Source organism: Alcaligenes sp. 1735tsa3, from assembly GCF_024134565.1.
Lineage (GTDB): Bacteria > Pseudomonadota > Gammaproteobacteria > Burkholderiales > Burkholderiaceae_B > Alcaligenes > Alcaligenes phenolicus.
The window spans coordinates 3,956,489-3,968,469 of sequence record NZ_CP099862.1; the positions used below are offsets into that span (position 1 = coordinate 3,956,489).

Annotated in this window: 10 protein-coding genes; 3 read left to right on the plus strand and 7 right to left on the minus strand. The window is 57.4% G+C overall.

Annotated features, from left to right (window positions below):
* Nucleotides 1-23: 23 nt before the first annotated feature.
* Nucleotides 24-1,613, plus strand: coding sequence for a diguanylate cyclase (locus NIZ92_RS18235; RefSeq protein WP_035269803.1), 1,590 nt, complete (start codon nucleotides 24-26; stop codon nucleotides 1,611-1,613).
* Here the strand turns inward: NIZ92_RS18235 and NIZ92_RS18240 are convergent.
* The 6 genes from NIZ92_RS18240 to NIZ92_RS18265 form a co-directional block, all read right to left on the minus strand.
* Complete coding sequence (locus NIZ92_RS18240; RefSeq protein WP_254002409.1) at nucleotides 1,610-2,458, minus strand: putative RNA methyltransferase; 849 nt, start codon at nucleotides 2,456-2,458, stop codon at nucleotides 1,610-1,612. The genes NIZ92_RS18235 and NIZ92_RS18240 overlap by 4 nt on opposite strands.
* Nucleotides 2,459-2,538: 80 nt before the next feature.
* Nucleotides 2,539-3,342, minus strand: a complete 804-nt coding sequence (gene hutG / locus NIZ92_RS18245) for an N-formylglutamate deformylase (protein ID WP_226348213.1) — start codon at nucleotides 3,340-3,342, stop codon at nucleotides 2,539-2,541.
* 29 nt (nucleotides 3,343-3,371) lie between these two features.
* Entirely contained in the window at nucleotides 3,372-4,196 is an 825-nt protein-coding gene (locus tag NIZ92_RS18250; protein WP_026483610.1) for a carbon-nitrogen hydrolase family protein, read from the minus strand.
* A 22-nt stretch (nucleotides 4,197-4,218) separates the two neighbouring features.
* Nucleotides 4,219-5,064 carry a serine hydrolase gene (locus NIZ92_RS18255; protein ID WP_035269792.1) on the minus strand — a complete coding sequence of 282 codons (846 nt, stop codon included), beginning with the start codon at nucleotides 5,062-5,064 and terminating at the stop codon, nucleotides 4,219-4,221.
* 19 nt (nucleotides 5,065-5,083) lie between these two features.
* The gene (locus NIZ92_RS18260; protein WP_035269790.1) at nucleotides 5,084-6,496 is read right to left on the minus strand and encodes a hypothetical protein; all 1,413 of its coding nucleotides are present in this window, start codon (nucleotides 6,494-6,496) and stop codon (nucleotides 5,084-5,086) included.
* Nucleotides 6,497-6,617: 121 nt separating this feature from the next.
* Nucleotides 6,618-8,102 carry an amidohydrolase family protein gene (locus tag NIZ92_RS18265; protein WP_035269787.1) on the minus strand — a complete coding sequence of 495 codons (1,485 nt, stop codon included), beginning with the start codon at nucleotides 8,100-8,102 and terminating at the stop codon, nucleotides 6,618-6,620.
* A 106-nt stretch (nucleotides 8,103-8,208) separates the two neighbouring features.
* Between NIZ92_RS18265 and NIZ92_RS18270 the strand changes: the two genes are divergently transcribed.
* Nucleotides 8,209-9,153, plus strand: coding sequence for a LysR family transcriptional regulator (locus NIZ92_RS18270; protein ID WP_035269784.1), 945 nt, complete (start codon nucleotides 8,209-8,211; stop codon nucleotides 9,151-9,153).
* A gap of 254 nt (nucleotides 9,154-9,407) precedes the next feature.
* Complete coding sequence (proP, locus tag NIZ92_RS18275; protein ID WP_022983652.1) at nucleotides 9,408-10,940, plus strand: glycine betaine/L-proline transporter ProP; 1,533 nt, start codon at nucleotides 9,408-9,410, stop codon at nucleotides 10,938-10,940.
* 200 nt (nucleotides 10,941-11,140) lie between these two features.
* Here the strand turns inward: proP and fabG are convergent, their stop codons facing one another.
* Entirely contained in the window at nucleotides 11,141-11,881 is a 741-nt protein-coding gene (gene fabG, locus NIZ92_RS18280; RefSeq protein WP_009456856.1) for a 3-oxoacyl-ACP reductase FabG, read from the minus strand.
* Nucleotides 11,882-11,981: the final 100 nt, after the last annotated feature.

Sequence of the window (11,981 nt, forward strand, 5' to 3'; positions counted from 1 at the left end):
ACTTCGAGCGTTCGCCCATCCTCATGTTTTTTGTTGATCTGCGCCGGCTGATTCTCTTGCTGGCTACTGCCAGCAGTCTGCTGACCATGGGCTACACCTTGTATGGAGCCTATTCAGCGGAGCGTTCCTTGCTGATCGAGCAAGCTCTGGAAAAGAACCGCGCCTACGCGCTGAAACTGGCCAGCAGCACCGATGCCTTCATCGCCAATTTGCAACAGCAACTTCGTTATAGCGCCAACGAACTCTCCCGTTCCCTGAATCAGGGCAACGAGCCCATGCTACGTGACGAAGTCAGACGCCTGAAAGAACAAAACAACAGCTTTAACTCGGTTTTGATTCTGAATACCGAGGGCCGGGTTCTGGCCAATGCTCCCCAACAGCTCAACCTGCTTGGCACGACACTGCGGGGGGAAGGCACGCAACTGGCACTGAAAACCCGGAAACCCGTGGTCAGCCCACCCTATCTGTCCGCCACCGGGCGCTTGCTGATCTTCCTGTCCCACCCGATTTTTGATGCAGAAGGCAATTACAAAGGCCTGGTAGGTGGTTCCATCTACCTGCACGAGCCCAATAGCCTGAACGCCTTGCTGGGCGAGCACTTTTACCGTGATGGTTCTTACATTTATGTAGTTGACCAGCACAAACGGCTGATTTTTCACCGTGACGTCGCCCGGATTGGCGAAGTCATACACGGCAACCCGGCCATTGACGCTGTCAGCCAGGGCGAGAGTGACGCTCTGTCCCTGCGCAACGTGAAGGGCGTAGACATGCTGGCCGGTTTCGCGCCCAGCAACGATGTGAAATGGGGAGTCGTGGTGCAAAGCCCCACCAAAGTGGTGCTGGATGAATTAACGGTCCTGCTGGGCAAAGTACTGCGCAATTCCATCCCCTTTTTCCTGGCCGTGCAGATCCTGATCTGGATGTTGGCCATGCTGATCGCCAAACCCTTGCGACAACTGGCTCGCCAGGCTCCGCATCTGGATTCAGCCAAGGCCAGCTCGCGCATCGAACAAGTTCATGCCTGGTATTTTGAGTCCCGCCAGATCAAGCTGGCCATGTTGCTGGGCTTGAAACGTGTTAATCGCAAAATGGGCGTCATGGATGTGGAGCGCAATACCGACCCGCTGACCGGCCTGAACAACCGCCGGGGCATGGCTGTTGTGCTACAGCAATGGAAGGAAACGGACACGCCCTTTTCCGTGCTGACGGTGGATATTGACCACTTCAAGCGCGTGAACGACACCTACGGGCACGATGTGGGCGATCTGGTGCTGAGCTTTCTGGCCGACACCATGCGGGCCTGTACCCGCGATACCGATCTGATCTGTCGAGTCGGGGGTGAAGAGTTCTGTATTTTTCTGCCCGATCAGGATGTAGACCAGGCCGTGCAACTGGCCGAGCGCCTGCGCATTTTGATCAGCGAAACCAATAGCCCAACTGGCTCACCCATTACGATTTCCATTGGGTTGGCGCACTGGCCCTTGCATGCCCGAGAACACAGCACAGTGTTGAAACTGGCGGACGAAGCGCTTTACAAGGCCAAGCGCAATGGACGCAACCGCGTAGAAATTTGTGATCCGGCCGCCAGCGACGCTCAGAGCAGATCAGCTTAAAGACGGCGCAAGACCTTGATACGCACATCCACCTGAAGATCCAGGCTCGTCAATTGGCGAGCCTGCTCCAGCCCTTGCGCGCTGGCTCGGAACAAATGCGGCGTCATCAAGAGCAGATCGGCAATTTTCTCTTGTGAATCAAGGCTGATCTGACAACGAACACGTTCAACAGCTTCCAGACTGAAACCGACCGGGGACTGCGGAGTCTCGTCCTTGTCGGCTTTCAAGGTCGGATAAATAATGCGGCGCAGCTCCAGCAAATGGTCTGGGCCCGCTTCAACCTGCACCCAGATACCGCCCGGCTTCAGCGCACGCAAGAACTCCTCGGGCACGGCAAAACCAAACATGCACAGCAAGGCATCCAAAGCACCATCTGGCACGGGCAATTGTGCATTGCTACCCACCAGCCAACGTATGTCCGAGGAACTACGCGCCGCCGCCATGACAGCCCACTTGGAAATATCCAGACCAATCAGGGCCAACTGCCCTTCCTGATCCTGCTGACGCAAATAGCGCGGGTAATAGCCTTCGCCACAGCCCGCATCCAGGCAGGCATAAGGCGCCTCCCCTTCCAGGCCATCCATCAAGGCACGCCACACGCCAGCGGCGATAGGCTCGTACACCCCGGACTCCAGATAACGACGCCGCGCCGCCACCATTTCCTTGCTGTCGCCCGGATCGCGTGAACGCTTGTTTTGTACAGGAAGCAGATTGATATAGCCCTGGCTGGCCGTATCGAAACAATGGCCCGAGGGGCAGCGCCAGCTGGGAGCCTCAAACGAGAGCGGCAAGCCGTCCAAAGGACAGCACAGTTTCTCGAACAGGGGCGGGGAAAGGTCAGACATGAATGAATCGCTCTACGGCCACCGTGGCCAAGGCGATAGTGTAGCGCCCCGGCCTGTCTATGCCGGGGCTCAGGATGAATTTACGACTTGGTCGCAAAAGCCAGCGCGTCGCGCAGCAAGGCCTCGATCAGGGGCTGGATGTTACGGGCCGCCTCTTCCTTGTACTCAAAGGGCCACTGCTCTTCCATGTAACAGCACTGCGCCATTTCCAGCTGCACAGCATGGATGTTCTGCTCGGGACGTCCGTAGTGGCGGGTAATGTAACCACCTTTGAAACGACCATTCAACACGCTGCTGTAGTCTTTGTTGGCCGAGGCGGTTTTCATCAGACGTTCGCTCAAGGCTGGATCGCAACTCTGACCATTGGCAGTCCCGAAATTCAGATCCGGCAGACGGCCTTCAAAAAAGCGCGGCACGACCGAACGAATCGAATGCGCATCCCACAGGACCACACGGCCATGCAGGGCCAGCAAACGCGTCAGCTCTTCTTCCAGCTTCTGGTGATACGGCAACCAGATGGTCTCGCGACGCTGGGCAACCTCACGCTCGTCCGGTTCCTGGCCAGGCTGGTAAATGGGTTCATCGCCAAACGTGTCCACGGGACACAGGCTGGTGACGCTTTGACCGGGATACAGGCTGGCATTGTCCGGCGGGCGGTTCTGATCCACCACAAACCGCGAATACGTCGCCACCAGCACGGACGCACCCAGTTTCTGGGCGCACTCATACAAGCGTGGAATATGCCAATCCGTATCCGGCACCTGACGCGCTGACTCCGTAAAACGCGCCTGCAAGTCCGAAGGCACGTAGGTGCCCGAATGGGGCATGGAAATCAACAAGGGGGCAGTGCCCGGATAAAACTCAAAGGCAGCAGGTACGGTCATGGCAGACTCCAGTCTGTTTCAGCACACAATCAAGAAGGAATAGGATACAGATCACCCCGGCGGTGCTGCCAGGCCGGAAGTGATTCACGCATGCGCTGCACGCGAGCGGGGTCCAGATCGGCGCAAATATAGCCTGGATGATCAGGCATACAGGCCAATACGGTGCCCCAAGGGTCAATAATCATGCTGCGACCCAAGCACGGCATGGCGGGACCGGGACCGCCAATCTGCGCGGCGGCCAGCACGTAACACTGATTTTCAATGGCTCGGGCGCGCAACAGCACTTCCCAGTGGTCACGGCCGGTATGCACATTAAAGGCGGCGGGCACTACCAGCACATTCGCGCCACGGGCACGCAAGGTACGGAACAGCTCGGCAAAGCGCATGTCGTAGCAAATGCTCAGGCCCAGATTCAGATCCCCGACCTGCACATTTTGCAGATGCTGGCCGTGGCAGAAATCGTCGGACTCGCGGTATTCCAGACCGTTCACCACCGCATCGTACAAATGCACTTTGCGGTATTGCGCCACGATTTCACCCTCTGGTGAAAACGTCACGCTCGTGTTGCCCAGGCGATGATCATCAGGACGGCGCTCGTGCATGGAACCCAGATGAATCCAGGCACCGGTGCGGCGCGCCAGGCTGGCCATGTGATCCGTCACCAGACCCGGAATGGGCGTGGCATTTTGCTGCAACCATTCCGTATCACCACGTACATCGCTGTACTCGGGAGTCACAATCAGTTGTGCGCCGTCTTTGGCAGCGGCCAGCACCCAATGTTCTAGCTGGTCCAGATTGGTTTGGCGGTCGCGGCCGCTATCCAATTGAACCAGGGCAACACGTGTCGTAGACATACTTTTATCCTTTCGGACCGGCTCAGTACTGCAGGGCTCGGGCCGTTTCCAAGGCCAGACGGGACAAGACACCCGCTCCCTGGCCACCGTATAAAGAGGTGCTGGTGCGGCCATCGGTAAAGCCATCGGCCATCACAGCCAGCACCACACTGCGTTCGCCCATCGTCAAGATACCGGCGTCGTGACGCAAGCCGGGCAAGGAGCCGGTCTTGTGAGCCAGTTGGGCGATAGAAGGCAAAATTGCCGCAAAGTGACCTCGTTCGCGCTGATCCGCCAGCATGTCCAGCCCCTGCTGACGCAGGTTTTCCGGCAGGGCAGGCGAATGCAATAGATACAGCAAGGTCGAGCAGGCATCCTGAACAGTCGTCCAGTTGTCTTTACCGGCCTCGCGCGCCTTCATGTCCATCATGTGGCGCTGCAAATCCGTGTGCTTCAAGCCGGCCTGGGCGCTCCAGGCGTTGATGTTATCCATGCCCAGCAAATCGATCAGGGCATTGGTAGCGACGTTATCGCTCAGAATAATCATTAAAAGAGCCAACTCGCGCAGGCTCAGGCTGGGCACGCCGGGCAGCTGACTCAAAATGCCGGTGCCAGGGGTACGGTCGCCCTCGGGCAGAGGGTAAACCGTATCGAGCGACAGCTTGCCCTGTGCCACCTGTTCCAGCAGGCACAGGAGCATGGGCGTCTTGATCAGACTGGCCGAGGGCATGACGCGCTGCGCCTGCCACTCGAACAAGGAGGTACCGTCGGTAGCGTAGACCGCCATCGAAATACGGGCGGACTCCTGGGTCAGCAAAGGCTCCAGTCGTTCCTGCAGGCGCTCACGAACCAGTGGCGCATCCAGCAACTCGCTTCCTAAGGTAAACATACAAACACTCCTTCAATACTCAGACCAGAATCAGGAACAGGCCGACGAACATCAACAAGTTGACCGCCATGACCGCCCAGCCGTTATACAACATGTACTTGAGCTGAGTGGAACGCGCCAGGCCCATCTGGCCGAACATATCTGAAGAAGGGAAAGGACCAAACCAGTCAATCTGCGAACTGCCCAGAATCACGGCGGCAGTGGCTGCGGGGCCCACACCGGCGGCCGCCAGCACAGGACCAAAGATCTTGGCGGTGAAAGTCATCTGCGCCACGGCAGCACCCGGAATGTGACCGACCACGTTAAAGGCCACAATCAACATGCACAGCACGGCGCCACTAATACCGACCAGATAGGGCTGCACCGAATCCAGCAAGGCGTGATAGGCGTTCAACTGATCCACCAGCACCAGCACCGGGTTGAACAGCCAGAACAGGAAGAAAATCCAGATCAGCTTGCCCGCACCGGCATACATGGCCTGCAAAATTTCACGTGGGTTCATGCCACCGGCCAGACCGGTGGTGGCACCCAGAGACACCATCACAATAATGGCGTAGGCAAAACCGGCTTTGGAGGCAATACCCACTGCAGCCAGACCCACGATGGTGATGCAGAAAGCCCAGGCAGCACGCACGGCCTTGGGGGAGGCCTTGGCATTCACGTCAAAAGCAGCCTGACCTTGCGAGGCTTCTTCGTACTGGAAATGATCCTTGGTCATCTTCTGAATACGACCGGACATGAACCAGCCCGTCAGCAAGGTAGCAGCAGCCATGGGCAGACCGGCAACCAGCAGGTAATCGGTGTAGCTCAAACCGGTCAGACCCGTCACGGTCACCACGTTAGGGGTGAATGGGCCCAGCACCAGACCGGCGGAACCGGCGCTTTGGAACAAGGCAGCCACAGCAGGAGGGGACAGACGCACGGCCGCGGCAATTGGAATCACCACCGCAGCAATAATGGCGTTACCGCCAGCCAGCGTACCCAGAGCGCCACAGATCAAGGTGGAGGCCACCATGATGCCCAGACGCACACGCACCGGATTGGACAAGCCAATACGCTTCACAATGGCTCGCACCAATTGCTCGGCGGCACCCGTACGGGCAGCCACTTCACCCACCCCGGCGCCCAGTACAATAATCAAACCCACCACGGCAATGAACGAGCCCAGGGACTCGGCCAGCAGTTTGCCCATGGCAATGGGCGTCGTACTGGTCATGATGGCGCCCAATACAATCGCACCAATCGTGGCCAGAACAATATCCACACCCAACAAGGCGATAAGCGCAAACACCACTACCGGCGTCAAGCCCCACAGGGAGCTTTCACCCGGCATGTAAAAGTGGGTGTACAAGGCAATCGCCATGCCAATTAAAAACACCACCATGGCAGCATTGCGCTTGCCCGTTGGCATTTGTTGCTGAATGACACTCATGTCGTCTCCTTAACGATCCTTCCTGGCCAGTTTTCAAAAACCGACCTGCATGTGATGCAATCGCCCTGCCCTGGTTGACCGCCCCAGATCACAGCGACTGTTTTCTTGTCCGACGCGCCGCTTATAGCGGGATAATCGGCGCATCCAGGCTTTGTGCCTGAGCGGCAAAGGCGCGATCAAGCACCTGGCCGGGCCGCTGCTCCGGGGCAACAGGGTGAACCTGTACGCCATTCACAAACACGGTCTGCACACCTTGAGACGGTAAGGTGGGCTCTTCCCAGGTGGCGCAATCTTGCACCGTTTCGGGATTAAACACCACCAGATCCGCCCAGGCGCCGACTTGCAACACGCCGCGGTTTTCAAGCCCGAAGACCGAGGCAGGCATGGCTGTCATTTTGGCAACCGCCTGCTCCAGGGACATCAGGCCATCTTCGCGTACGTACCGCCCTAAAATGCGCGTGAAACTACCCCACAAACGAGGGTGGGGATGCGCATCCGCAGGCAATCCGTCCGAGCCCACCATGCAACATGGGTGGCTGAAAATGCGCTGGACTTCTTTCTCGTCCATCGCAAAATAAATCGCGCCAGCAGGCAGCAAACGCCGTGCGGCAGTTTCTCGGTCGCAGCCCCACTGCTCGGCAATCTCGGCCAGATACAGGCCATTGCACTCGGGGTGAGGCTCGGACCAGGTAATACGAATCTGGTCTATGGTGTGGGCGCGCTCAGGGATCAGGATCGTGGAGCTGCCCGAATAGGGATAAATATCCAGGGTGGCCTGCACGCCATCGGCGCGGGCTCGATCAATATTGGCCAAGGTATGGCTGCTGCGGCCCCAGTTGGCCGGCATCATGCACTTGTGGTGCGACACCAGGGTGGCGCACTGCGTCTGGCGGCCTACCGCCAGCACTTCTTCTACCGACTCCTGCACCGTGTCGCCTTCATTGCGAATATGACTGGTGTGCAAAGAGCCCTTGGAAGCGGCAACACGGGCCAGACCTTCCAGTTCGGCCGGCTCGGCCATGCAGCCGGGCTCGTAAGCCAGGCCGGTACTAAAGCCCACGGCGCCTTCTTCCAAGGCCTTGGCCAGCAAGGCTTCCATGGCCTTTTGCTCATCGGCATTCGGCTGGGACAAGGGGTCCTGCATCACGGCCATGCGCAGATTCGCGTGACCGACCAGAGCCGCCACGTTGATCATGGGCTTGAGCTTGCGCACGGCTTGCACGTACTGCGCCATGTCTTCAAACAAGGGAGAATCGCCCAGCAAGGCCAAAGCCGCTGCCGAGTTACCGGGCAAAGGAGCCGGGAAAGCGCTGACGCCACAATTGCCGACCACAACCGTCGTAATGCCCTGGCTGGTTTTCCAGTCCAGAACAGGCCGCTCGATGAACATCAAATCATCATGGCCGTGAGTATCGATAAACCCGGGAGCCACCACATGGCCGCTGGCGTCCACCGATTGATCGGCGTGCCAGGCGCTCAAGTCGCCCACGGCGACAATCCGTCCTTCTCGAATACCCACATCACCACGCCAACGCGGGGTGGCCAAGCCATCAATAATCCAGCCATTGCTGATCTTGACGTCCAGCCTGCGGTCGTCTGTCTGCATCTACGTCTCCACTAACCCTCCCACAAAAAGGGGAGTTGACCGCATTATCCAAAGGTATTATTAATATGAAAAATTGTTTAAGTTAATTGATTAATCAGAAAATGATATGGACAGACTTCCCAAGCACATCACGCTCAAGCACTTGAACGCGTTTGTCGCCGTGGCCCAGGAGGCCAGTTTCACCCATGCCGCGCGTCGTCTTTTTCAAACACAATCCTCGGTCACGGGCCTGATCCAGCAGTTGGAAGTTGCCCTGAACACCACCTTGTTCAACCGCACCAGTCGGCGTGTATCCCTGACGCCTATTGGTCAGGAGTTCCTGCCGCGCATCACCCGCCTGCTGGCAGATTTTGATGGCGCCATCAGCGATGTCATGCGTTATGGGGAATTGAAAAGCGGGCGGGTCAGTGTGGCCGCAGCGCCGTCGGCCATTACGGATTTGATAGCACCGGCAGCCGCCAATTTCTCCCAGCAGCATCCGGCGGTCCGTCTGTATTTACGGGATGACAACTCGGGACGCATTCAACGCCAGATCGTGGCGGGGGAGATCGACTTTGGTCTGACCAGTCCCTGGGCGGATGTCCAAGGGTTGGACAGTCAACCCTTGCTGGAAGACCAGTTTGGCGTGCTCTATCGCAGCGACGACAAGCTGATCAAACCGGATGCCAACAACACGGTCAGCTGGTCTGCTCTGGACGAACGCAAACTGGTCGGCGTCGTAGACGAAACCGGGATCATGGCGGTGCTGCAGTCCCGTCCGGACCTGCCCATCGAAACCTCGGCCCCGTTTTACGAAGCCTCCAGCACCACCTCGCAAGCAGCGCTGGTGCAAAGTGGTCTGGCCATTGCCCTGCTGCCTGCCTTGGCTGCACAACGGGTCTTGATGCCCGGTCTGAGCTTCTCCTTGCTGCAGGCCCCCACGCTGGTCCGCACCTTGTGTCTAATGTTTCACCAAGAACATGACTTGACGCCCGCGGCGGCGGCATTGGTCGATGAGGTGCGAGCCTACGTGAAAAAAGCTCCTTTACCGCCTGGATGCCGCGCTCTGTAAGCATGTGCAAATATGGTGGGAGACAGGCTTGGGCTCAGTAACAATAAGGACGGCAAGTCGCGTCCCGTTTTTCTCGCGACTTGGCCCTGACTGCTCGACCCTTTCCCTTCGATAGACGAACAGCAAAGCCGGACGTAGAATCGCCTTCAAGCCTCGCCTGATCAGAATGCCGTCATGCCAGTGCTTCTTCTCTGGTATCGATCGCACACAGGGCGACCCTGCAGGTCATTGTCCTGCTCTCCAGGAGAAGCCATATGACGCAGTCCTCCGCGGCATCCAGCAACGCCAAGCCGCTTCACATTGACGACATTACCGTCGTAGACAACAGCAAACTTAAAAAAGCCGTAACCGCCGCTGCCTTGGGCAACGCCATGGAATGGTTTGACTTTGGCGTTTACGGCTTTGTGGCCGCCACCTTGGGTAAAGTCTTTTTCCCCGATGCCTCTCCCGCAGTACAAACCATCGCCGCCCTGGGTACCTTCTCGGTGCCCTTTTTGGTGCGGCCTCTAGGCGGAGTGTTCTTCGGGCTGATGGGGGACAAGTTCGGGCGTCAGAAAGTGCTTTCCCTGACCATCATCATCATGGCCATCAGCACCTTCCTGATCGGCCTGATTCCCTCTTATCTATCCATCGGCATCTGGGCACCCATTTTGCTGCTGCTGTGCAAGCTGGCCCAAGGCTTTTCCGTAGGCGGTGAATACACTGGCGCGGCAGTTTTTGTGGCCGAATACGCGCCCGACCGGCAGCGCGGGTTCCTGGGTAGCTGGCTGGACTTTGGCTCTATCGCGGGCTTTGTTCTGGGCGCCGGTTTGGTCGTGCTGCTGCAAACGTCCCTGACCGAAGAGACCTTCCAGGATTGGGGCTGGCGCATTCCTTTCCTGATTGCCGGTCCACTGGGTATTTTGGGCTTGTACCTGCGCCATGCCGCTGAAGAGACTCCCGCCTTTACCGAGCAACTGGAAAAGATGGAGAAAGAAGACCGCGCCGCCCTGACAGAGCGCCCCACGGTTTCCTTTGGCGAGATCTTCTCCAAGTACCGCAAAGCCCTGCTAATTTGTATTGGCATGGTGCTGGTCACCAACATCACCTATTACATGTTGCTGACCTATATGCCTACCTATCTGTCCAGCAGCCTGGGCTATGCCGAAGAACATGGTGTCTTCATTATTGTGGTGGTGATGATAGGGATGCTGTTCGTGCAACCGGTGGTGGGTTTTGTCAGCGACAAGATAGGTCGCAAACCCTTTCTGATGGCCGGTAGTCTGGGCCTGCTGATCTTTGCGATTCCCGCCTTTCACTTTATTGGTAGCGACAGCAATGTGCAGATCTTCCTGGGGCTGCTGATTCTGGCCGTTTTACTGAACTGCCTGACCGGGGTCATGGCCTCTACCCTGCCCGCCCTGTTCCCGACCCGGCTACGTTACAGTGCCTTGGCCGCCTCCTTTAACATCGCCATTATTGTGGCGGGCCTGACGCCTACGGTTGCGGCCTGGCTGGTGGAGCAGACCAACAACTTGCTGGTGCCTGCCTACTATTTGATGTTTGCCAGTGTCATCGGCTTGATTACCGCCCTGTTCCTGCCCGAAACGGCGAACCGCCCCTTGCGCGGCGATACACCTACCGCCTCCAACCGCAAGGAGGCCAAGGAACTGCTGCAAGAAGCGTATGACCACATCGAACAAAGCGTGCAAGATGTGGAAGAAGCCATTGCCAAGGCCGAGGAAGAACTGGAAGCCTTGAAGCAAAAACGCCAGCGTCTGGTGGACCGCCACCCCGAGCTGGATTAATAAAACAGTCTTCTCTATATAGAGGGTAGGTGCTGTCGGATGGGGGGCCTGAAACGCCCCCTGCAACTTTCACAGCGGCAACGCCAAACCGCTTGTTCCCGTAGAAAAAGCCTGAATCTGCTTTAAGTCAGATTCAGGCTTTTTTGTGGCGGCTCAGGATTCAAACAGGAATCCTCCAAGCCATCGTTCAGAACACGGTATTAAACCGTCAAACCGCCCGACACTTCCAGCGTCGTGCCATTGATGAAGCTGGCTTCATCCGAGGCCAAAAACGCATACACATTGGCGATCTCTTCAGGCTTGCCCATGCGGCGCAGCCAGCAATGATCACGAAAGCCTTGCAGCACTTTTTCGGGGATGGTTTTCAGAATGTCTGTCTCGATAAAACCGGGACAGACGGCATTGACGCGTATCCCCTTGGGGCCCAACTCCCTGGCCCAGGTTTTGGTAAAGCCTATCACCCCGAACTTGCTGGCCGCGTAATTGGTTTGACCATAATTGCCGTACAAACCCACCACGCTGGAAGCGTTCAGAATGGAACCGCTTTCCTGCTCCAACATCACCGCGGCCACGGCCTGAGTGAAGTTGAAAACCGCTTTCAGGTTCACATCAATCACATCATCAAATTGCTGCTCGGTCATGCGCACCAGCTTGGCGTCCTTGGTGATGCCGGCATTGTTCACCAGCACATCAATGCGGCCAAACTTTTGCTTCACATCCGCCACCATGGCGTCAATCTGTGCACGGTCCGTCACATCCACGGTGTAGCCTACGGCGGTAACGCCATTACCACTTAAAGACTGCGCTGCTTGATTGACGGCATCCGCATTACGATCACACAACACCACAATCGCCCCTTCCTGGGCAAACTTCCTGGCTGTTGCCAAACCAATTCCAGCTGCCGAACCGGTGACTATGGCCACTTTATCTTTCAATCGCATTCCAGCTACCTTTTAGAAATTGTTCAACGCTGTTGTGCAAACAAAAGGGCTTGACCGCAGCCGTACAGACCTTTTCCTGTGGCCTTGCTTGCACCAGCAC

Excerpts from the sequence above, each read along its gene's own strand:
- NIZ92_RS18235 (WP_035269803.1), top strand. The coding sequence starts at position 24 with ATGTTTTTTGTTGATCTGCGCCGGCTGATTCTCTTGCTGGCTACTGCC.
- NIZ92_RS18240 (WP_254002409.1), bottom strand. The coding sequence starts at position 2,458 with ATGTCTGACCTTTCCCCGCCCCTGTTCGAGAAACTGTGCTGTCCTTTG.
- hutG (WP_226348213.1), bottom strand. The coding sequence starts at position 3,342 with ATGACCGTACCTGCTGCCTTTGAGTTTTATCCGGGCACTGCCCCCTTG.
- NIZ92_RS18250 (WP_026483610.1), bottom strand. The coding sequence starts at position 4,196 with ATGTCTACGACACGTGTTGCCCTGGTTCAATTGGATAGCGGCCGCGAC.
- NIZ92_RS18255 (WP_035269792.1), bottom strand. The coding sequence starts at position 5,064 with ATGTTTACCTTAGGAAGCGAGTTGCTGGATGCGCCACTGGTTCGTGAG.
- NIZ92_RS18260 (WP_035269790.1), bottom strand. The coding sequence starts at position 6,496 with ATGAGTGTCATTCAGCAACAAATGCCAACGGGCAAGCGCAATGCTGCC.
- NIZ92_RS18265 (WP_035269787.1), bottom strand. The coding sequence starts at position 8,102 with ATGCAGACAGACGACCGCAGGCTGGACGTCAAGATCAGCAATGGCTGG.
- NIZ92_RS18270 (WP_035269784.1), top strand. The coding sequence starts at position 8,209 with ATGGACAGACTTCCCAAGCACATCACGCTCAAGCACTTGAACGCGTTT.
- proP (WP_022983652.1), top strand. The coding sequence starts at position 9,408 with ATGACGCAGTCCTCCGCGGCATCCAGCAACGCCAAGCCGCTTCACATT.
- fabG (WP_009456856.1), bottom strand. The coding sequence starts at position 11,881 with ATGCGATTGAAAGATAAAGTGGCCATAGTCACCGGTTCGGCAGCTGGA.